The following is a 21,351-nucleotide window of genomic DNA, read 5'->3' on the forward strand; positions in this document are numbered from 1 at the left end:
ATGCCGTCGGCAGCCCGAGACGCGCGACGGCGCGTGCGACGTTCCAGCCCGCACCGCCTGGGCGCGACAGCCAGTCCGACGGACCGGTGCGAATCAGGTCGGTGAGGATGTCGCCGGCCGAGACGAATTGCGGGAAGTTTGAATTGGAGGTCATCGTGCTCACCGTTTAGCCTGTCTCTTTCGCTGTCTCGCGGTTTTCCTGGGGCGCGTTCGCGGCGCCTATTGCGTTGAGCACTTCGTAGCACGCGCCCATCGTGTGGTAATCGGTCTTGCCGGCCGGGCTTTTTTCGTCGCCGTACTTGCGGTTGTCGCAGGTCAGGATGCGGAACCACGCGCCGTATTCGTGATCGACGAAATGCTTCCAGCTATAACGCCAGAGCTCGTCGTAACAATCCCAGAATCGCTCCAGGCCAGTCCGCTTGCCGAGCAGTGCGGCGGTGGCGAAGCTCTCGGCCTGCACCCAGAAGTATTTGTCGTGGTCGCAAATCGAGTCGTCAGGGCCGAAGCCGTAATACAGGCCGCCGTGTTGCTCGTCCCACGCGCGATTGAAACCTGCATCGAATAGTTCGATAGCGCGCGGCGCCAGCCACGGCAACGCGCGATGCCGCTCCAGGATCAGCAGCAGCTTCGCCCATTCGGTCTGATGGCCGGGCTGGAAACCCCATGGGCGAAAAATGTTCGAACTGTCGGATTCGTTGTAATGCCAGTCGATCGACCAGTCGGCGTGGTAATGCTCCCAGACCAGACCGTTGCTCAGCCGCGCCTGGCGCAACGTGATGTTGCCGGCGATTTTTTCCGCGCGATCCAGGTAAAGCACGTGGCCGGTTGCCTCGTACGCGGCGAGCAGCGCTTCGGTTGCGTGCATGTTGGCGTTCTGCCCGCGATACGACGACAACTGCCAGTCGGGCGTGGCTTCATCGGCGTACAGACCGGCGCTCGCGTCCCAGAACTGCTTGTCCATCAACTGGAAGGTTTCATCGATCAAGGGTTTGGCTTCATCGATACCCGCCATTGCCGCGTGCGCGCATGCCAGCAGAACGAACGCGTGGCCATAGCAATGCCGCGTGCCGTCGAGCGTGCGTTTCGCGCCGTCGCGCCATTCGATTTCCCAGTCGTAGCCTTCGTTCACCGCGTCCCAAAGCGCGTTGCGCAGGAACGCAAACGCGTGCCGGGCGTTGTCCTGATGCTGCTGGCCGCCGAAGTGGCGGAAGGCCATCGCATGATTGAAGACGAAGCGCGTGCTGCTGACGAGATGGCGCGTGGTGCGGTCGTAGACCGTGCCGTCGTCCTTGAAAAAATGGAAAAAACCGCCTGAATCGTCGCGGGCGGTTCGCGCGTAGAACGCGAGGGTGTGACGAACGTGGTCGAGGAGGAAGTCGCGGTTGCGAAAGTCCGGTTCTGCCGGACTCGCCACGTTCAGAGCGGTTGAGTTCATACCGGTGTCTGTGTCCGTGTTATGGCCGAGCTCGCGCGAGGAATCAGGCGCACGGGCACGAGCGTGTCGGTGGTGTTCGCGTTGTCCTGATTCTGGGCGGTTTCCAGCAGCAATTCCACGCCGCGCCGTCCGAGCGCTTCCTTGTCGACAGTGACCGTGGTGAGCGGCGGCGTGCTTTGCGCGGCGGCGGGAATATCGTCGAAACCTACGAACGCGATGTCTTCCGGCACCCGCAAACCGTGCGCAAGACAGACGCGCATGGCAGCGAGGGCCGCAGCATCGTTATAGGCGAAAACGGCGTCCGGCAGCGGTGCGGATTGCGCGCGCGCTTGGGCGATCAGGCGTTCCATGGCGTCGGCGGCGGCAAGGTCGGCGTCGATAGCCGGCTGCGTGGTGACTTCCAGCGTCGGATTGAAGAGCAATCCCGCTTCGAAATACGCCAGCCGATAACCCATTGCCCGCTGCGAGATGCTGTAGTGCGCCAGCGATCCGCCAATGAACGCAATCCGTTTGCGTCCGAGTGCAAACAGATGTTGCATGGCGAGCGCGGCGCCGCGGGTGTTATCGACGTTGACCGAACGGAACCCCGGCGCGCGCAAATCGATCAGTACGACCGGCCGGTTCATGGAGCGCAGATGAGCGAGCAGCTCCGGCTCGATAAACCCCGCCACCGCCACGGCGTCCGGCGCGTGAAGCCGCATTTGCTGGGCGAGATCGTGAGTCGGGCCGGCCGTCAGTACCGACGGCACCAGCCGCCGCTCACGGCACGCTTCTTCGAAGCCGTGCAGCACATGCGAAAAGAACGGGCTGACCGCGAAGTTATTGTGCTGGCGATGCAGCAGGAAGGTGACGCGCCGGATGCGGGTGCGAAGCTGGGCCGCGTCGTAGCCAAGTTCCCGCGCCGCTTCCACCACGCGTTCCCGCGTTGCTTCCGACAAGCCCGGCTGGTTTTTCAGCGCCCGCGATACCGTGCCGATCGACACACTGGCTGCGCGCGCGACATCACGAATGGTTGTGGCCATCGGGTTTCTCGTCTCCGCATTGCCTGGATTATTGTTTATCGGCGCTGATGCGTTGTCGACACGTTGCGTGTTTACTAACGCTATAGGGTTCGCACGAATGCGGCGATTGTATAGTAAAACAGAGCATCGATTCCCCTGAAAGCCCTAGAGAAAACCCGTAAGTGGTCTATACATAAGGCTTTCAGTTGTCTTCATTGTTTAGTAAATGAACCGAGGCATTTCAACTAAACACACAATGACACACATTAACGCGCTTCTCGCTGATGTACAGACGCTCCATTCGATGACCACACATCAAGCACCCTGTCATCGTCCTGATACTGATACTGATGCGAAGCAGCCACGGGTCATCGCTGCTTTGATAGCGACCAGCGAAATAGTCCCGGGCGCCCGGTTCCCGCGTCATATCAGTACGACCTCGTACGATCGCGTAAGACGTTCGAGCACGTGCTCAGGCAGGATCGCCTCGCGGCCCGTCGAACTATCGGCTTCGATCTGGCTGCGGAACGCCTGCACCGCGTGAAGCTTGCGGGCAAGCGTGGCCGCGTCCAGCACGATGCGCCGGGCACGGCTCCAGGGCACGCGTGAATCCTCGGGTGTCGCCCAGTGCCAGGTCCACACGGGGACTTCGACGAACGGCAGGTCGAGCGCACCGGCCACGGCCGTCATGGCACGGCCAACCGACTCGTGATCGGGATGACCGTCGAAACGCCAGGTTCCGAACACGATGTCACCGGGTTCCAGATGCGCTTTTAGCGCTTCTGCCAGTTCCGACTCGAACGTTTCGCCGCCGCCATCGGGAAGGTGCAACCGGACCAACGCGACGTGCCTCATGCGCAGACGTTGTAGCGCGTCGCGTGTTTCTTGCGGGCGGATTGCAGCGAGACGCGCTGCTGGCCACTCCGGCGAATCGGGGTGGCTCGCAGTGCCGTCAGTCACGGCGATGATCAGCACCTTGCGGCCCAGATCGGACAATTTCGCTAGCAGACCGCCGGTGCCGAGGATCTCGTCATCTGGGTGCGGCGAGACGATAACGGCGCGTGCGCCGGGCGGCACGAGGGTCGCCGGGTCGACTTCGGGCAAGGTCGACAGCCGCCCGGAGTTTTGCCAGGTAGCTTCCCGCGTGCCGAGCCCCTTGCTAGCGCGGTCGTTTGGCGCGTGAGCGTGAATTACACCAGGTTCCATGTGCCGCATTCCTCGTTGACGATTCGTTCAGCAAGCGTGGCTTCATCGCGCTCGGAGTGACGCTGCCGGAGTGTGTGGATGAAGTCCGGCAAGTCGTGTTCAGTTGCTTGCTGCTATCGGCCGCGTGTGAGCACAAGTGTGGCAAGTCACATGCCCGATCACCAGTCCGCCAAACGGCATAGGGATGCTGAAGAATTGAAACGGGTTTGCCGGCTCACGGCATCAAGTCATAGGCCTTCTGGCCGAATCAACAGAACGTCTGGACAAGTTCCAAATAGCAAAAAAGCCGCACAGGGCGGCTTCATGCTTTGGTTCGCGCAGGCAGTCATGCAACGTGTTTTCACACTATTGCCAGTTTCGGCACGGGTCCGGCGCTTACGGCTGGACTTGCGCGCCGGCGCCTTCTGGCCGTGCAGCTTGCTCACCGGAGGTGTCGCGAGCGCCCCAGCGCTGCGCGAGCACCGCGCACGTCATCAACTGGATCTGATGAAAAAGCATTAACGGCAGCACAACCGCGCCCACCGCATGCGAGGCAAAAATCACCTTCGCCATTGGAATTCCCGACGCGAGGCTTTTCTTCGATCCGCAAAAAACGATCGTGATCTGATCGGCGCGATTAAAGCCCAGCCGCTTGCTGGCAAATGCCGTCAACCCAAGCGCGAGCGCAAGCAGCACCACGTTCACCACGACCAGTCCGCCAAGCGTTTGCAGGGAGATCGTGTGCCAGATGCCTTCATTCACCGCTTCGCTGAACGCGACGTACACCACCAGCAGGATGGAACCTTGATCGACGAAACGCAGAACGCCCCGATTCTTCTCGATCCATTTGCTGATCACCGGCCGCAGCAATTGCCCGGCAATAAACGGCACGAGCAGTTGCAGCACAATATTGCCGACCGTGTGCCATGCCGAACCCGCGTGGCCGCTGCCGTCCGTCACTACCAGTCCGACCAGCGCGGGCGTGATGAAGATGCCGAGCAGGCTCGAAGCCGAAGCGGCGCAGACCGCCGCCGGCACGTTGCCTTTGGCGATGGAAGTGAACGCGATGGACGACTGCACGGTGGAGGGCAGCGTGCAAAGAAACAGGATGCCCATGTAGAGCGCGGGCGTGACGAGCGGCGTGAGAACGGGTTTCAGCGCCAGGCCGAGCAATGGAAACAGCGCAAAGGTACTAAGCAGTACGACGATGTGCAGGCGCCAGTGCGTCATGCCTGAGACGATCGCTTCACGCGAGAGCTTCGCGCCGTGCAGGAAAAACAACAGTCCGACTGCTATGTTCGTCAACCAGTTGAAGCCCACTGCTGCCGCGCCGCGGCACGGCAGCAGGCTGGCAAGGATCACCGTGCCTACGAGTGCGAGAGTGAAGTTGTCGGGGAGAAACTTGGGGCGGGTCATCGGCGTTTCGCATATTCGTGAAAATGCATGACGACTTCCGGCGAACACATTGTGCGCCTGCAAAAAAAGGCGAACGGAAACGCGCGAAAAGCGTCGCAAGCCGCTATTTGACCGGATAGCAATTCAAGATGCAAATTCATTTAAGTGATTTATTAATGCGTCAAATGCATGAATTGGCGCGATTGTGGGCTCGGCAGGACCATCCGCAGACCATTGGCCAGTAACCGGAATCAAGGGTATTTGATAAGACGGAAGCGTCGCGGGCCATCTCGAAAAGAGCCGAAAAACCGTGAAGTAACATGGTGTTACAACCGTCAGGAAGACCTAACACTTTTTGGCTCGACTCCAGTCGTGCAGCACAATAAATTGAGTGGTAGACCGGTTGGCTGGGCGCGTTGTCGTTGTGAAGCGTGGCCCCGATGTTCCGATAATGACCGGTCGGCGATGCTGGCGGATCTCACTTTCCGCCCACACGCTCGAACGAGTCGGACAATTCGCAGTATCGACATGTTGCTCACCCGATTTCGACTTATCGCTCGCTTGATCTTCGCCGCCGCTGCCGGTTTGGTTGCGGCGTCGACCTTGTGCGGGTCGCTCGCGTTCGCCGGCGGGAACAACGGTGCGATGTTCAACCGCAGTGCGGGCCAAGGGCCATGGCAGGCGGCGAACCGCAATGCCATGCGAGTCGATGACGTCGAGCGTGGTGCCCAGCCCTTCCGTTATCAACGCGTGGCGGCAGGCTCTGGCCTGACGCCGATCAGCGCGGAAGTGCGCGGCGGACCGCGCGCCGAGCAAGGCGCGCAGTTGCGCACCGGCGGATCGATCCGTGCCGATATCGCGCGTTATAACGAAGAGCGCAGCACCCCGCGCCCGTCGAGCCGCCAGGGCGACGATCCTCGTTTGCCCGCAAACTCCCCCTATCGGAATTAATTGCGGGCGCGAGGCGTCACGCACTCACGCACGCGAATCAATACTCCGTATTAAATGCGCGAAACGCGCATCGCCCTGCCAATCCCCAAAAAACACAGTGCGTCTAGCGCACTGTCCACTCGCTTGTTCGCGCGACTCGAACTTGCTTTCGAGTGCAAAACAAAAAACAATTCCCGCGTCTACGGAAAGCGTCGCAATGACGTAATCCCGCCACAGTTTCAACGCCAGAACCTCTGCTTCCATTCCTCTCAAAATTAGCGGCATTAACAATGCGTTTCGCCAGCGTTTCTTATCGCGTTCTTATTGTTGCCTGAATGCAGATTGCCCGGCCGCGCCGTGGCATATAGCATCGCGGGCCATCGACTGGCAAGCCGGGCATCCGTTCAAGCGCTTTCCGTATTGCGCGACAGCGCACGCCATAAAAGTGCGCCGCGTGCAATGTATTCAAACCGCTATAGACGGCATAAGGAAAGTTATTTTTGTCCGGAAAAATGATCCGTAAAGATGGTCCCGCCCTAAGCCATGCACATGCATAGCGGACGTCAATAAGAACAGTCCGAAGGCGAAGCAATGCCCGCCAAATACCCGTTTAACGTTAATACGACAGGAGAGTCCATGAAGCCACCCGTGAACCGCGCGTTTAAAGCCGCGGCCAAGGCGACCGTTACTGCAGGCATGTTCGGCTTGCTTGCCGCCGGTTCCGCCCACGCGCAATCGAGCGTCCAGTTATACGGACAAGTCGACGAATGGGTGGGAGCCACGAAATTCCCAGGCAGCGCCACAGCCTGGAACGTGGGCGGCGGCGGTATGTCGACGTCTTACTGGGGCTTGAAAGGCAGCGAAGATCTCGGTGGCGGCTATAAGGCGATCTTCACGCTGGAAAGCTTCTTTCGCGCGCAGAACGGTAACTATGGCCGCTTCGCGGGCGACACGTTTTTTGCGCGCAACTCGTATGTCGGTATCCAGTCGCCGTACGGTACGGTCACCGCTGGCCGGCTGACCACGCAGCTCTTTGTATCGACGATCCTGTTCAACCCGTTCATCGATTCGTACACTTTCTCGCCGATGGTGTATCACGTGTTCCTCGGCCAGAGCACGTTCCCGACGTACACGACGGACCAGGGCGTAGTCGGCGATTCGGGTTGGAACAATTCCGTTCAGTACACAACGCCCGATTTCAGCGGTTTGTCGGGTAGCGCGATGTACAGCTTCGGCAACCAGGCCGGCCAGAACGGCTCGAAGAAATACAGTGCGCAATTCCTGTATTTCCACGGCCCATTTGCGGCGACCGGCGTTTATCAGTATGTGAATTTCAGCGCAACGCCGGGTGACCTCACGTCCTTCGTGGCGGGTTACAAGAGCCAGAGCGTGGCCCAGTTCGGCGCGTCGTACGACATGAAGTTCGTCAAGTTCTTCGCGCAGTACATGTACACGAAGAACGATATCGATCCGGGTACGTTCCACGTGAACACGGGGCAAGGCGGCGTGACGGTACCCCTGGGTGTGGGTTCGGTGATGGCGTCGTATGCGTATTCGCGCAGCAACGGCGGCCTCGACCAGACGCACAAGAGCTGGGCTATCGGCTACGACTATCCGCTGTCCAAGCGCACGGACGTCTATGCTGCGTACCTGAACGACAAGTACACGAGCATGTCGAGCGGCGATACGTACGGCGTGGGCATTCGCACGAAGTTCTAAGCGCGGCAGGCGAGCGCGATGCGCTTGCTCCCGGCAATACCTCCCGGCAATACAAAACGCCGCCTGAATCAGTCAGGCGGCATTTTTGTTATCAAGTGCGAAAAGCGTATCTAACGCGCTATCGCGCGATACCCAACCGCGCTTTCGCGTCGTCGTATTCCTGCTTGAGCCGCGTTACCAGTTCCGCCACTGTCGGTACGTCGTCCATCAGGCCGACGCCTTGTCCCGCACCCCAGATTTCCTTCCACGCCTTGGCCTTGATCGCCGCGTCGCCGAAATTCATCGCGCCTTTGTCCGATGCCGGCAGAGCGTCCGGATCAAGTCCGGCGTTGAGAATGCTCTGACGAATATAGTTACCGTGCACGCCGGTAAAGAGATTCGTGTAGATGATGTCCGCTGCTTTCGAACCGACGATCGCCGTCTTGTACTCTTCCAGCGCATGCGCCTCGCGCGTGGCGATAAAGCGCGTGCCGATATACGCGAAATCCGCGCCCATGGCTTGCGCGGCGAGAATGGAGCCGCCATTCGCGATGGCACCAGACAGCGCAATCGGGCCGTCGAAGATGCGCCGCACTTCGCCCACCAGCGCGAACGGCGAGGTCATGCCCGCGTGTCCGCCCGCACCGGCCGCGACCAGGATCAGGCCGTCGACCCCCGCTTCCAGCGCCTTTTCCGCGTGCCGCAAGTTGATCACGTCGTGCAGCACGATGCCGCCGTAGCTGTGCACGGCGTCGATCATCTCCTTGACCGGCGCCCGCAGGCTCGTGATGAAAATAGGCACACGATGCTCGACGCACACACGCACGTCCGCTTCAAGCCGCGCGTTCGAGTGATGCACGATCTGGTTCACCGCGACCGGACCGACCGGTGCGCCCGGATTTGCCGTCTTATGCGCCTCGATTCCCTCGCCGATTTGCGTGAGCCATTCGTCGAGCAGCTCGGCCGGCCGGGCGTTCAGCGCAGGAAACGAGCCGACGATGCCCGCCTTGCACTGCGCGAGCACGAGCTCGGGATAGCTGACGATGAACATCGGCGAGGCGATGACCGGTAGCGCGAGGTGTTGCAGAGCGGCGGGAAGTGCCATGACTCGAGTCTCCTGATTGAATGTGAAGCCGGCGATACCCGCGCGTCCATCTGATGCGGAATTACGGCAACTGCGCACGGCGATTTCGGTCGGACTTGCAACGCTAAGCGCATGCGCCCAAGGTATGCGAACGACCGTTCTATTATAGGCGAATCTTTCGATGCGCGATCGCCCGGCACATTGGAAGAAGTCTTCAGCTTCTACGAAAGCGCTTGCCAGCAGGCAGTTTAGTATCGCCGGGGACGCCTACAATGCTTTTCCAGCCATCCGAACATTCACGCCATGCCGTTCGAAGACTACGAGCCGTTCACCGTCGACGCCGCGGGCGTCGAACTCTTCGGCATGAAGGGCGGCAACGGGCCGCCGCTTCTGCTGCTTCACGGTCACCCGCAGACGCACGAGATCTGGCATCGGCTGGCTAATGTTCTGGCGCAGCATTTCACCGTGATCGCAACCGATTTGCGCGGTTACGGCGCGTCGGCGAAACCAGTCAGCGACGCGCAGCACACACCTTATTCGAAACGCGCCATGGCCGCCGATCAGGTCGCGCTCATGCGGCACTTCGGCTTCGAGCGTTTCATGGTTTGCGCGCACGATCGCGGTGCGCGCGTGGCGCACCGGATGGCGCTGGATTTCCCGCAGGCCATCGACCGCCTGATGCTGCTCGACATAGCGCCGACGCTCGCGATGTACGAGGCCACCGATCGCGCCTTCGCCACCGCCTATTTTCACTGGTTCTTCCTGATCCAGCCCGAGCCCTTGCCGGAATTGCTGATCGGCGCGCACCCGGATGCGTATGTCGAGCGGGTGATGGGCAGCCGCCACGCGGGGCTCGCACCGTTCGCGCCGCATGCGTTGCAGGCGTATCGCGATGCGCTGCGCCAGCCCGGCGCGGTGCATGCAATGTGCGAGGATTATCGGGCGTCGGCGACTATCGATCTCGAGCATGATCGCGCGGATCTTGAGTGCGGCAACAAGATTGCGTGTCCGATGCGGGTGTTGTGGGGACAGGAAGGTGTGATCGAACAGTGCTTCGAGCCGCTGGACGAATGGCGTCGTGTGGCACGCGATGTCAGCGGCCGTGTGTTGCCTTCGGGCCACTATATTCCGGAAGAAGTACCCGACGAATTGCTCGCGGAAATCCTCGCGTTTTTCGAGGCGAGCGAGGAGGCGTAAGGGTCCTGCGCGCCCGCGTCATGGCCCGTTCATCTAGTTGTTGTAAGTCTGTAGGGAAAGCACCGATGCATCTCGAAAACAGGCGCGTTACGATGCAAACGGCGCTGATCACGTCAACAAAAATTCCGCCGCTTGGTCTACAAGCGGCTTTCTTTTGGCCGTTTCAAGTATCGCGCCTGGGTATTCAGGCAAACCACTCAGGCAATCTTCACCGTCTCGCCTTCCATCTTCAGCGCGCCGCTTGCCGTCAGTTCGGCAAGATACTTGCGCACCAATCCCCGACGATCGTCGGAGAGCAGGTTGGCGGCCGCGCGCATCAGCCGGGCTTCGTCGATTAGCAGCAACAGTTCGTCGATCTGCATCGAGCGCAACTCCATCAGCTTGAACACGATCAGCACCTTTAGCGCGTTCTTCGCGTTGCGCGCGGGATCGGCGCTCAAATAATCGATTCGCGACGAAGCGATATCCAACGCCTTCGAAACATCCGTGAACGGCGCCCCGTGACCGGGAATGACCGCTCGCACGTCCAGCGTGGCGATCACGTCCAACACCGCGCGCTGTTCCGCGAAACCGCTGTCACCCTCCAGTTCGGGAAAAATCACGCCGAAGCCGTTTTCCCACAACGCATCGGCGCTGATCAGGACGCGTTCTTCGGCGCAATACAACATCAGCGAATGCGGGTCGTGGCCGGGCGCGCCGAGCACCGACCAGTCCAGGTCACCAAGCCGGAGCGACACGCCCGGAGCGATCGTGCCGGTGAAAGCGAAACGCTCGCAACTTTGCCCGCTTCCGCGGAACGTGAGTCTGTCTTCGTCCCAGTCGCGCACGGCGTGCGCCTCGGTCTCTGGAATCAGCGTCTCGCACGCGAAGTTCGCCTGCAGCAACGCGTTGCCGCCGCAATGGTCCGAATGCAGATGCGTGTTCACAATCAGATCAAGCGTGCGTTTGCCACCAAGCGCATTGCGCACGAGGGCAAGGGTTTGCGGCGCGTGTATCGTATAGCCGGAATCGACTAAAGCGGCGTGTGTGTCGTCGACGAAAAGCACGTTATTCGACGACAGCCATCCGCGTTCGAACACTCGCATGGACGCGGGGAACGTGATCATGCGTTTGGCTCCTTCGGCAGCGTGGCCGTGAAGCGCTCGCCGATGCGCACCACGAGCGGCCCTTTTTCCCGCGCTTCCGCTTGCTTCAGGACCGCTGCCTTTTGCGTGTCATCGAAGGACGACCAGCCCGCAATTTCATCGATTGTGCGAAAACATCCGTCGCAAAGCCCCGTCGATGGATTCATCCTGCATACATCGATACACGGCGACGCCACGGTCTCAGTCATCACGCAGTCTCGCGCAACGCGACATCGGCTACCGGCGCGCCCGTCAGCGCGACCAGTTCCAGCGGCGTCAGATTGAACACCGCGTGCGGATGACCGGCGGCGGCCCAGAGACTGTCGAGTGCGAGCAAGTCTTCATCGATCAGTGTCAGCGGCGGTGTGGCATGGCCGATCGGGCACACACCGCCAATTGCATAGCCGGTTTTTTCACGGACGAATTTGGCATCGGCGCGGGCGAGTTCGCCTACCCGTTCAGCCACTTTTTTCTCGTCCACACGATTTACACCGCTCGCAATCACGAGCACCGGCGCGTCGTCTTTCTTGCGGCGAAACAGAATCGATTTGGCGATTTGCGCGACCGAGCAGCCGAGGCCAGCCGCCGCTTCAGCCGATGTCTTGCCGGTTTCGGCCAGCATCACGATGGGCTTCGTGTGCCCGCGTTCCTGCAGCAGGAGCGCCACGCGGCGAGCGGAATCGGGCAGGGCGTCGAGTGTTTCGTTCATCGTATTCATAGTGAAAGTAGTGGGTTGACCATCAAACGCACGACGCCGCGCCGTCGCGTTTCTTCGCGAGCAAGGCACGCCCCACCCGCGACGCGCTCGGCTTGCCGATCGCCCGCGAAATGAAGTCGCCGATCTCCACGAGCTGATCGAGATCGACGCCGGTTTTAATACCCAGCCCGTTCAGCAGGAAGATGACGTCCTCGGTCGCCACGTTGCCGGTAGCGCCTTTCGCGTACGGACAGCCACCGAGTCCCGCCACGGAAGCATGGAAAATCTCGATGCCTTCCTGCAGCGACGCGTAGATATTCGCGACCGCCTGACCATAGGTATCGTGGAAATGGCCGGAGAGCCGTTCGCGCGGGAATACCTTCGATACTGCCGCCATCACGTCGCGCGTGCGGCCGGCAGTGCCCACGCCGATGGTGTCGGCAATATCGATTTCATCGCAGCCGAGCGCCTTCATGCGCTGCACGACGTCGACCACGGCTTCGATCGGCACGTCGCCTTGGTACGGACAACCCAGCGCGCAAGAAATGCTGCCTCGCAGGCGCAGCCCGGCCTCTTTCGCGGCCTTCGCAACCGGTTCGAAGCGCGCGATGCTCTCCGCGATGCTGCAGTTGATGTTCTTTTGCGAGAACGCTTCGCTGGCTGCACCGAAGATGACGATTTCATCGACTTTCGCATCGAGCGCCGCTTCGAAGCCGCGCAGATTCGGCGTGAGCGCCGAGTAGATCGTACCCGGACGCCGCTCGATGCCGGCCATCACGGCCGCGCCGTCGGCCATTTGCGGCACCCATTTCGGCGAAACGAACGAAGCCGATTCCACGTTCTGCAAACCCGCGCTCGCCAGCCGGTTCACCAGTTCGATCTTGACCTCGGTCGCGACGAATTCCTTCTCGTTCTGCAAGCCGTCGCGCGGGCCTACTTCGACGATTTTTACTTTGGCGGGAAGCATGCCTGTCTCCTTTGAATACGTGTCAGTCTCTGCGGCTTGATCAACTTGACAGCCTTAATAACCGCGTTTTACGTCGACTATGCCGGATATCGGCTCGCCGCGCGTGAGCGCCATGATCTTGTGCGCGATCTGCTCGATACTTTCCTCGCGCAGCGTTTCGGCGGAAATATGCGGCGTGATCGTGATGCGCGGCGTGCGCCAGAACGGATGATTGTCCGGCAACGGCTCGGTGTGGAAAACATCGAGTGTCGCGGCGGCGATCTGGCCAGTCTGCATGGCGTGGAGCAGATCGTCGTCCACAAGATGTCCGCCGCGCGCCAGGTTGACGAGATACGCGCCCGGCGCGAGCCGTTCGAACGTGCGCTGGTTCAAGATGCCTTCGGTGTCCGGCGTGTGCGGCAGAAGGTTGATGAGCACCCTCGTGCCGTCGAGGAAGGTCTCGAACTGCCCGGCGCCAGCGAAAGTCTGCACACCGTCGATATCCCGTTTCGTGCGGCTGAAACCGCGGACCGGCATGCCGAACCCCGCCAGCGTCTGCGCGACCCGCGCACCGAGAACGCCCATGCCCATCACGCCGACCGTGAAGTCCTTGAGCGCATAAGGCGGGAGTTTTTGCCAGCGATGCTCGCGCTGGAGCGCGTCGTATTCATCCAGGCGGCGCAGGTAGCGCAGCACCGTGTGGGTTGCGTATTCGACCATCTGGTGCGCCATGCCGCTGTCTTCCAGGCGTACGAGCAGCGCATTCGGCGGCAGTGTGCCGGGTTGCTTGCGTTCGACGTCGAGGATCGCATCGACGCCCGCGCCGAGATTGAACACCGCTTTCAGGTCCGGCCGGTTCGCGAACAACTCGGCCGGTGCGCGCCAGACGACCGCGTAGTCGGCGGGTGCGGTGTCTCCTGGTTGCCACTGCCGCACATCGGCTTCGGGAAGCGCGCGGGCCAGATCGTTGAGCCAGAGCAGGGTCTCGGCGTGGTGCTCGTAGAAAATGATCTTCATCGAAGGTTCGTGTTCGCGGCGGATAAGCGCGCGGATGGGTCGGGAGTCAAGTTACGTTTGCGTACCAATCGCGTACCAATTGCACGCGATGTCGGAAACATTTTACGGTTTCGCCGATGAACGCGTGTCACGGCCAAAACTTGGCGTGCCGCCACCGGCCGATAACCAAATGACGAAAACTTGGTTCGCGCGGACGCGCTGACGCAGCAGAATTGTTCCTCACCATGCCGGCAATGAGCCGGCAGCGAGGTTCACATGAGTTCATGCAGCACATCCGCCTGGCCGCCGCGGCTTGTTACCGTGCCGGGTTTGCACGGCAGTGAGGGCGCGCACTGGCAAACGTGGCTGGAGCGGCAATTGCCGAAATCACGACGTGTCGAGCAAGACGACTGGGACGCGCCGCAACTCGACACTTGGGCGCAATCCGTCGCCGATACGGTGGCTCGCGTGCGTGGTCCTGTCATTCTCGCCGCGCATAGTTTCGGTTGCCTCGCGGCTGCGCACGCGATCGCGCAAGGGTTGACCGGCGACGCCGTTGCCGGCGTGCTGTTCGTCGCGCCGGCCAGTCCGGACAAGTTCCGTTTCGCTGGCGCGTTCGAGCCGCGCCGTCTCGGTGTGCCGTCGGTGCTGATTGCGAGCACGACCGATCCGTGGATGCCCTTCGACCAGGCGCTGCGTCTTGCCAGCCAGCTTGGCAGCGCGCTGGTGAATCTCGGCGACGCTGGCCACATCAATACGGCAGCGGGTTTCGGCCCGTGGCCGCGCGCGAAATATTTCGTGGATACGCTGATTCATTGCGCGGCACCGTCGCACTTCGCGGAACAACGTGACGAGTTCGAGCGCTTTGAGCACTTCCAGCAACCGGCGTATGGATGAGTTGCCCGACGCGTTACGGCCCCGGCTTTTCGATAGAATCGCCGCTTCGCAGCGGTTTTCACTATTCGAAGAATCGGGGGATGTATGGCGGGTTTGAAGCATTGGGCAGCCATCGCGGCGCTGGGTCTGACTACGTTCGCACACGCGGAGACGGCGTTGCTCAACGTCTCGTACGACGTCACGCGTGAGTTGTACAAGGACATCGATACCGCTTTTATCGCGGACTATGAGCAGAAGACCGGCCAGACGCTTTCGGTGCGCCAGTCGCATGGGGCGTCGAGTGCGCAGGCTTTGTCGGTGATGCAGGGCCTGCAGGCCGACGTGGTGACGATGAACCAGCCGAACGATATCGACTTGCTGGTCGAGCGCGGTAGCCTCGTGCCGGCCAACTGGCGCACGCGCTTGCCGAACAACGCGGTGCCCTACACGACCACGATGGTGTTTCTCGTGCGCCATGGAAACCCGAAGAACATCAAAGACTGGAGCGATCTCGCGCGTCCGGGCGTGCAGGTCGTGATCGCGAATCCGAAAACCTCGGGCAACGGGCGTTATGCGTATCTGGCGGCCTGGGGTTACAAAAAGCAACAAGGCGCGACCGACGAGCAGGCCCAAGCCTTCGAGAAAGCCATCTTCAAGAACGTGCCGGTGCTCGATACGGGCGGCCGAGGCGCTACGACGACGTTCACGCAACGGGGTATCGGCGATGTGCTGGTGACGTTTGAAAACGAAGTCGCGTTGATGGATGCGGGCGCGGGCGGCAAGGATTTCGACGCAGTGTATCCGTCCGTGAGTTTGCTCGCGGAGCCGCCGGTCGCGGTGGTCGATAAGGTTGTCGATAAACGCGGCACACGCAAGGAAGCGCAGGCGTATCTCGAGTATTTGTGGACACCTGCGGCGCAGGAAATCATCGCGCAACATCATCTGCGGCCGCGTAACGCAGAGGTGCTGGCGAAACACGCGAGCGAATTCAAGCCGATCAAGACGTTCACCGTGGAGCAGGTTTTTGGTAACTGGCAGAAAGCCCAGCAAACCCATTTCTCCGATGGCGGCACGTTCGATCAGGTGATTGTGGATAAGAATTGAGCGTGGGTTGGACGAAGGCTTTGCTCGGAAAGAGCGAATGACTTAAGGGGCAATTTATTGCCCCTTAAGTTCGTTTGCGGCGGTTAAACAGCACATTCCTGCCGCTTACGGGGAGCAAGCGCAGTGCAACCAAAAGAAAATCCCCCGAAATCTGACGACCTCGGGGGATTCTGGAGATCAACTTCGCTTCACCTGTAACTTCACGGCGTGGGTCAGTGAATCAAGTGACTTGTTTCACTGAACCTGCGCATGCCCGCACTTCACCTCACAAGCCTCCGGCGCCTGCATTTGCTGCGACGCTTCCGCGCGCATTCCCAGCCGCTCCAGCAGCTTCCTATCGGCTTCAGCTTGCGGATTGCTCGTGGTCAGCAACTGGTCGCCGTAGAAAATCGAATTCGCGCCGGCCAGGAAACACAGCGCCTGCAGCGCCTCATCCATCTGCTCGCGTCCCGCCGATAACCGCACCATCGCCTTCGGCATCGTGATCCGCGCAACCGCGATCGTACGCACGAATTCGAACGGATCGAGCGGTGCGGTGCCCGTCAGCGGCGTACCTTCCACCTGCACGAGATTGTTGATAGGCACCGATTCCGGATACGGCTCCAAGTTCGCCAATTGCGTAATCAGCCCAGCGCGCTCGCGCCGCGATTCGCCCATGCCCACAATCCCCCCGCAACACACGTTGATACCGGCATCGCGGACATGTTCGAGCGTATCCAGCCGATCCTGATACGTCCGCGTCGAGATGATCTGCCCGTAGAATTCCGGCGATGTATCAAGGTTATGGTTGTAGTAATCCAGCCCGGCATCGCGCAGACGTTCAGCCTGATGCGCTTCCAGCATGCCGAGCGTCACGCAGGTTTCCAGGCCCATCGCTTTCACGCCGCGAATCATGTCGGCGATCGGTTCCAGATGCTGGTCCTTCGGATTGCGCCACGCCGCGCCCATGCAAAAGCGCGTCGCGCCGTTTGCCTTGGCGATCTCGGCGGCCTTCAGCACTTCATCGACGGCCATCAGTTTGTCGGCCTTCAAGCCCGTGTCGTGATGCGACGACTGAGGGCAATACGCGCAATCTTCGGGACATCCACCGGTCTTGATCGACAGCAGCGTGGAGAGCTGAACCGTGTTGGCATCGAAGTGTTCGCGATGCACGGCCTGCGCGCGAAACAGCAAGTCGTTGAAGGGCAGGTCGTAGAGCGCGACGATATCCGCCACGCGCCAGCGAGCCAGCGTTTGCGGTGCGGACGCTTGAGCGGTCTTGTCGGTGGATTGCATTTGCGTCATGTGAGGATCCTTTTCGTTTTGCAGATAACGATGAATTACTGGCCCGCGCCAGCTGAACGAAGCGCGTTCAGCAGCAGGGATGTATCGATATAAGTGGTCGCCGTAAGCGCATCCGGCGGTGAGAGGCGAGGAATCGTGCCAAGCAGCGGCGCGTTGTATTGACTGTCGAGCCGCAGCCCGATTGCTTCAATGTTCTCAGCGGGAAACAGCATGGCCGGATCGATTTGATTAGCCACCCAGCCCACTAGATGCAGCCCTCGCGCCGCGATGGCCTCGGCGCTCAACAACGCATGGCTGATGCAGCCGAGCCGCATGCCGACCACCAGCACGACCGGCAGATTCAAGGCGAACGCAAGGTCGGCTGTATCGTGGACGTCGGTGAGCGGCACGCGGAAGCCGCCCACGCCTTCCACCACGACCACGTCCGCTTGCTGCATGGCGAATTGATGCGCTTCCACAATGCGCGCAATGTCCAGCGACACGTTCTCGCGCGCCGCCGCGATATGCGGCGCGGCCGCTTCTTTGAGCATGAACGGCGTGCGTATCGATGGCGGCAGTGCAACGTTCGCCGCGGCATCGAGTTGATCGGCGTCTTCGTTGTGCCACTCGCCGTCACGCTCGAACGCGCCTGCCGCGATGGGTTTCATCGCGGCGGCGCGCAGGCCGAGCTTGGTGAAACCATGCAACAACGCAGCGGATACGAGCGTCTTGCCGATCTCGGTATCGGTGCCGGTGACGAAGAGTGAGAGTGGTGCGGTCATGGGCGGTTGCTCAAGGTTTGCAAGGCATCGTCGAGCTTGGCGAGGTCATCGTGACTATGCGCTGCGGAAAGCGAAATGCGCAGGCGCGATGTGCCGACGGGCACGGTCGGCGGCCGGATCGCAGGCACCCACATGCGGTATTCATCGAGTGCTGCGGCAAGCGTCAGCGTCTCTTCATTGCCGCCGATAATCAACGGTTGAACCGCTGTATGCGAGTCCACCGGCAGCCATCGCGTGCGCTGCAAAATGGCGCGCGTACTGTCGATGAGCGTCGCCAGATGCGCGCGCCTTAAGTCACCTTCTTGTCCGCCAATGATCTTCAAGCTAGCCGATACCGCGTGCGCCACCGCCGGCGGCGATGCCGTCGTAAAGATGTACGACCGCGCGCGCTGCACGAACCATTCGATCACCGTCTCATGCGCGATTACGAACGCGCCGGACACACCTGCTGCCTTGCCCAACGTGCCGACATAAACCAGGTGCGGCGAGTGCAACGCAGCTTCCGCCAACGCGCCACGGCCTTGCGGGCCGAGCACGCCGAACCCATGCGCATCGTCGACAACGAGCCATGCGCCGTATCGCTCCGCGACTTCAAGTAGCCGCGCAAGCGGGGCGATATCGCCGTCCATGCTGAACACGGAATCGGTGACGATGATCTTCGTCCCACCCTCATTCACCGATGCATCGAGCATCGCATCGAGCGCTTCGACATGCGCGTGGGGATAGATGCGAATTTCAGCACGCGACAAGCGTGCGCCATCGATCAGCGATGCATGGTTCAACGCGTCGCAGAACATCAGCGTGCTGCGGCCGCCGGATGGTCCCACAGCGCCAAGCGTGGTCAGTGTCGCGAGATTTGCCATGTAGCCGGTGCTGAAATACAGCGCTCGCGCCTGGTCGACGAAACCGCCGGAGAACGCCGCGAGGTCGTCTTCGAGCTTCGCATGGGCGCGCGAATGACCGCCGAGCAGATGCGATCCGCCGCTGCCTGCGCCGTATTTTTGCGCGCCTTCCGCGAGTGCTTCACGCAGGGTTTCATGTGCCGCGAGCCCAAGATAGTCGTTGCTCGCAAAGCCGATAATCTCGCGTCCGTCCACCGTCATATGCGCGGCGCACGCGCTGTCGGCGATGCGTCGGCGACGACGCAAACCGTTGCGATCGATATCGGCGAGACCTTGTTTCAATGTGTCGAAAAGAGCGAACGATGTTTTGCTCATGTGGCCTCCGTCAGCGTTGCGTCGAAGACAGTGCGTGTGCGATCGGCGAGCAATCCGAGTTCGTCGTCGCTGAGAATGTACGGTGGCATCAGATAGACGGCCGTGCCTATTGGCCGCAACAATAGCTCATGTTTCAAGGCCTTTTCGAAGAAACGCCGTGAGAACGTGCGCGCTTGAGATGGATCTTCGATCACTGCATCGAAGGCGAAAATCGTGCCGCGTTCGCGCAGGTTTTTCACTTGGCGGTGATCTTGAAGCGGACTCAACGCAGCGCGCAACACGGACGATTTGCGTCGATTTTCTTCAAGCACGTTTGCGCTATCGAAGAGTTCGAGCGTCGCCAAAGCAGCGCGGCACGCAAGCGGATTGCCCGTGTACGAATGCGAGTGCAGGAAACCTCGCGTCATGTCGTCATCGTAGAAAGCAGCGTAGATTTCATCGCGTGTCAGCACGATGGACAACGGCAAATACCCGCCGCTGATCCCCTTCGATAAACACAGGAAATCCGGCCAGATCGCAGCCTGTTCGCACGCGAAGAACGTGCCGCTGCGGCCACAGCCGACGGCAATTTCATCGGCAATCAAATGCACGCCGTAGTCGTCGCACAGTGCACGCAGGCCCTTCAAATACGAGGGATCGTGCATCGCCATGCCGGCGGCGCACTGCACGAGCGGCTCCACGATAACGGCGGCGAGCTGCGAGGCTTTGGCATCGAAGAGAGTCTTCATATCGGCGAGCGCGCGCTGTGCGACATCGCGTGCAGTCTCGCCTTCGCGAGCGCTACGAGCATCCGGCGATGTCACCACGTGCGCATGTCGAATCAGGGGATCGTAGGCGTCCTTGAACAACGCGACATCGGTCACGCCCAGCGCGCCTATTGTCTCGCCGTGATAGCTGTTGGCAAGGCACACGAACTCGCGCTTCTCCGCGTGGCCGCTGTTGCGCCAGAAGTGGAAGCTCATCTTCAAGGCAATTTCAACTGCCGATGCGCCATCGGAGGCGAAGAACGCGTGGCCCAGCGTGTGCTGCGTGAGCGCGCTCAAACGTTCGGCAAGCAGGATCGCGGGCTCGTGCGTGCAGCCGGCGAGCATCGCGTGTTCGAGCGTGTCGAGCTGGTCTTTCAGCGCGGCATTGATGTGAGGATTGGCGTGGCCGAAGAGGTTGACCCACCACGAGCTGATGGCATCGAGATAACGCGCTCCATCGTGGTCATAGAGCCACGCGCCCTTGCCGCGCGCGATGGGCACGAGCGGCGTGCGCTCGTGATGTTTCATTTGCGTACACGGGTGCCATACGGCGCGTAGCGAGCGCACAACCCATTCATCGGGTGCAGGCTTTGGCGGGTTGTTCAGGTTCAAAACGACTCCAGGGGAGCGGCCCGTGATGCACTTAGGCGAGCACTCAGGCAACGCTCCCGATCACATTCAGGCAAGCCACGACGGCTTGCTCTTTTCCAGAAAACTGCGGACACCTTCGCGTCCTTCGTCCGAGGCACGAATTCGTGCGATACGCTCGGCGGTGTCCGAGATCAGCGCTTCATCGATCGGTTTCTCCGCCAGATCGACCACGAGTTGCTTGCACTCGCGCACCGCGTTCGGGCTATTTGCGACGATCGAGGACGCGACCGCATCGACGGCTGCATCTAGCGCTTCCGCTGCAACCACCTGATGCACGAGGCCGATACGCAGCGCCTCGGCGGCATCGAAACGTTCGGCTGTGACGAAGTATCGATGCGATGCGCGCGCGCCGATTGCGCGGATCACATACGGCGCGATGGTCGCGGGCATCAACCCAAGCTTCGCCTCCGATAAACAAAAGTGCGCGGATTCCGTGCTGATGGCGATGTCAGCGACTGCGACGAGGCCCATGCCGCCCGCGTACGCGTCACCCTGCACCCGCGCGATCACCGGCTTTTTGCATGCGTAAATCGTGTTGAGCATAGTGGCGAGGCCGAGTGCATCGGCGCGATTTTCCGCGTCCGAATAGGCTGCCATGCGCTTCATCCAGTTGAGATCGGCCCCTGCGCAGAACGCGGGGCCGTTCGCGGCAAGCACGATGACGCGGATGGACGCATCGTCGGCGAGCGCGCGGAATGCCGCGGTCAATTCGACGATGGTGGCTTCATCGAAGGCGTTGCGTACGTCGGGGCGATCGAGCGTGACGCGCGCCACGTGGGCATCGACGGAGACTTTCAGGCGCTGCAGGTTCATTGCATCGGTCATGGGGTTTCGCGATGTGCGCGACTCGGTGTTTCGCTGAACGCCAATTATCTCTAAATTCACTGCGAGATTCGATTTTGAGCACCTGGATCGAGGCGCGAGGACTGAGATGCGTGAAGCCGATCAACCGTTACCGAGGCTAACTTCGCGCATAACGCCTGCTAATTGCACGCTAACGGAGGCTTCTTGGCGGCGAAATGCA

General features: G+C 60.9%; 20 protein-coding genes and 1 pseudogene. 5 read left to right on the forward strand and 16 right to left on the reverse strand.

Annotated elements, in window-relative coordinates; all coding sequences use genetic code 11:
• The 5 genes and pseudogenes from EOS_RS28015 to EOS_RS28035 form a co-directional block, all read right to left on the reverse strand.
• Nucleotides 1–154: pseudogene (locus EOS_RS28015) on the reverse strand (carbohydrate kinase); the annotation flags it as partial.
• Nucleotides 155–166: 12 nt separating this feature from the next.
• A complete protein-coding gene (locus EOS_RS28020; protein WP_047895447.1) occupies nucleotides 167–1,435 on the reverse strand; it encodes an AGE family epimerase/isomerase in 1,269 nt (422 codons plus the stop codon).
• A complete protein-coding gene (locus tag EOS_RS28025) occupies nucleotides 1,432–2,457 on the reverse strand; it encodes a LacI family DNA-binding transcriptional regulator (RefSeq protein WP_047895448.1) in 1,026 nt (341 codons plus the stop codon). The genes EOS_RS28020 and EOS_RS28025 overlap by 4 nt, the downstream gene beginning before the upstream one ends.
• A 402-nt stretch (nucleotides 2,458–2,859) precedes the next feature.
• Nucleotides 2,860–3,642, reverse strand: a complete 783-nt coding sequence (locus tag EOS_RS28030; RefSeq protein ID WP_082163544.1) for a PIG-L deacetylase family protein — start codon at nucleotides 3,640–3,642, stop codon at nucleotides 2,860–2,862.
• A gap of 375 nt (nucleotides 3,643–4,017) precedes the next feature.
• The gene (locus EOS_RS28035; protein ID WP_047895449.1) at nucleotides 4,018–5,037 is read right to left on the reverse strand and encodes a bile acid:sodium symporter family protein; all 1,020 of its coding nucleotides are present in this window, start codon (nucleotides 5,035–5,037) and stop codon (nucleotides 4,018–4,020) included.
• A gap of 507 nt (nucleotides 5,038–5,544) precedes the next feature.
• Between EOS_RS28035 and EOS_RS28040 the strand changes: the two genes are divergently transcribed.
• Together EOS_RS28040 and EOS_RS28050 are read left to right on the forward strand one after the other, a co-directional pair.
• Nucleotides 5,545–5,967 carry a hypothetical protein gene (locus EOS_RS28040; RefSeq protein WP_047895450.1) on the forward strand — a complete coding sequence of 141 codons (423 nt, stop codon included), beginning with the start codon at nucleotides 5,545–5,547 and terminating at the stop codon, nucleotides 5,965–5,967.
• 675 nt (nucleotides 5,968–6,642) lie between these two features.
• The gene (locus EOS_RS28050) at nucleotides 6,643–7,665 is read left to right on the forward strand and encodes a porin (RefSeq protein ID WP_235442996.1); all 1,023 of its coding nucleotides are present in this window, start codon (nucleotides 6,643–6,645) and stop codon (nucleotides 7,663–7,665) included.
• Nucleotides 7,666–7,783: 118 nt separating this feature from the next.
• On the opposite strand, the gene EOS_RS28055 is transcribed toward EOS_RS28050, so the two are convergent.
• Nucleotides 7,784–8,749, reverse strand: a complete 966-nt coding sequence (locus EOS_RS28055; protein WP_047895453.1) for an NAD(P)H-dependent flavin oxidoreductase — start codon at nucleotides 8,747–8,749, stop codon at nucleotides 7,784–7,786.
• Nucleotides 8,750–9,031: 282 nt separating this feature from the next.
• Between EOS_RS28055 and EOS_RS28060 the strand changes: the two genes are divergently transcribed.
• On the forward strand, nucleotides 9,032–9,925 hold the full coding sequence (locus EOS_RS28060) for an alpha/beta fold hydrolase (RefSeq protein WP_047895454.1): 894 nt from the start codon (nucleotides 9,032–9,034) through the stop codon (nucleotides 9,923–9,925).
• A 197-nt stretch (nucleotides 9,926–10,122) separates the two neighbouring features.
• Here the strand turns inward: EOS_RS28060 and EOS_RS28065 are convergent, their stop codons facing one another.
• From EOS_RS28065 to EOS_RS28085, 5 genes are read right to left on the reverse strand one after another with little or no spacing between them, the layout of a single operon-like run.
• The gene (locus tag EOS_RS28065) at nucleotides 10,123–11,031 is read right to left on the reverse strand and encodes an MBL fold metallo-hydrolase (protein ID WP_047895455.1); all 909 of its coding nucleotides are present in this window, start codon (nucleotides 11,029–11,031) and stop codon (nucleotides 10,123–10,125) included.
• Nucleotides 11,028–11,258: a DUF1289 domain-containing protein gene (locus EOS_RS28070; protein ID WP_047895456.1), complete on the reverse strand. Its 231-nt coding sequence runs from the start codon at nucleotides 11,256–11,258 to the stop codon at nucleotides 11,028–11,030. The genes EOS_RS28065 and EOS_RS28070 overlap by 4 nt, the downstream gene beginning before the upstream one ends.
• The gene (locus tag EOS_RS28075; RefSeq protein ID WP_407639189.1) at nucleotides 11,258–11,758 is read right to left on the reverse strand and encodes a YbaK/EbsC family protein; all 501 of its coding nucleotides are present in this window, start codon (nucleotides 11,756–11,758) and stop codon (nucleotides 11,258–11,260) included. Before EOS_RS28075 ends, EOS_RS28070 begins: the two co-directional genes overlap by 1 nt.
• A gap of 31 nt (nucleotides 11,759–11,789) precedes the next feature.
• Nucleotides 11,790–12,713, reverse strand: a complete 924-nt coding sequence (locus EOS_RS28080) for a hydroxymethylglutaryl-CoA lyase (protein ID WP_047895458.1) — start codon at nucleotides 12,711–12,713, stop codon at nucleotides 11,790–11,792.
• A gap of 54 nt (nucleotides 12,714–12,767) precedes the next feature.
• Nucleotides 12,768–13,709: a 2-hydroxyacid dehydrogenase gene (locus EOS_RS28085; RefSeq protein ID WP_047895459.1), complete on the reverse strand. Its 942-nt coding sequence runs from the start codon at nucleotides 13,707–13,709 to the stop codon at nucleotides 12,768–12,770.
• A gap of 255 nt (nucleotides 13,710–13,964) precedes the next feature.
• Between EOS_RS28085 and EOS_RS28095 the strand changes: the two genes are divergently transcribed.
• A complete protein-coding gene (locus EOS_RS28095) occupies nucleotides 13,965–14,585 on the forward strand; it encodes an RBBP9/YdeN family alpha/beta hydrolase (protein ID WP_047895461.1) in 621 nt (206 codons plus the stop codon).
• Nucleotides 14,586–14,669: 84 nt separating this feature from the next.
• Nucleotides 14,670–15,668, forward strand: a complete 999-nt coding sequence (locus tag EOS_RS28100; protein ID WP_047895462.1) for a sulfate ABC transporter substrate-binding protein — start codon at nucleotides 14,670–14,672, stop codon at nucleotides 15,666–15,668.
• 234 nt (nucleotides 15,669–15,902) lie between these two features.
• Here EOS_RS28100 and bioB read toward each other — a convergent pair whose 3' ends face one another.
• The 5 genes from bioB to EOS_RS28125 form a co-directional block, all read right to left on the reverse strand.
• The gene (bioB, locus tag EOS_RS28105; RefSeq protein ID WP_047895463.1) at nucleotides 15,903–16,952 is read right to left on the reverse strand and encodes a biotin synthase BioB; all 1,050 of its coding nucleotides are present in this window, start codon (nucleotides 16,950–16,952) and stop codon (nucleotides 15,903–15,905) included.
• A gap of 35 nt (nucleotides 16,953–16,987) precedes the next feature.
• On the reverse strand, nucleotides 16,988–17,713 hold the full coding sequence (gene bioD / locus EOS_RS28110; protein WP_047895464.1) for a dethiobiotin synthase: 726 nt from the start codon (nucleotides 17,711–17,713) through the stop codon (nucleotides 16,988–16,990).
• A complete protein-coding gene (gene bioF / locus EOS_RS28115) occupies nucleotides 17,710–18,930 on the reverse strand; it encodes an 8-amino-7-oxononanoate synthase (RefSeq protein WP_047895465.1) in 1,221 nt (406 codons plus the stop codon). The genes bioD and bioF overlap by 4 nt, the downstream gene beginning before the upstream one ends.
• Nucleotides 18,927–20,288 (reverse strand): adenosylmethionine--8-amino-7-oxononanoate transaminase, encoded by a 1,362-nt coding sequence (bioA, locus tag EOS_RS28120; RefSeq protein WP_087882010.1) that lies wholly within the window; start codon nucleotides 20,286–20,288, stop codon nucleotides 18,927–18,929. Before bioA ends, bioF begins: the two co-directional genes overlap by 4 nt.
• A 66-nt stretch (nucleotides 20,289–20,354) precedes the next feature.
• The gene (locus tag EOS_RS28125; protein ID WP_047895522.1) at nucleotides 20,355–21,140 is read right to left on the reverse strand and encodes an enoyl-CoA hydratase/isomerase family protein; all 786 of its coding nucleotides are present in this window, start codon (nucleotides 21,138–21,140) and stop codon (nucleotides 20,355–20,357) included.
• Between the last annotated feature and the right edge of the window lie 211 nt (nucleotides 21,141–21,351).

Source organism: Caballeronia mineralivorans PML1(12) (assembly GCF_001028175.1).
Classification (GTDB): Bacteria; Pseudomonadota; Gammaproteobacteria; order Burkholderiales; family Burkholderiaceae; genus Caballeronia; species Caballeronia mineralivorans.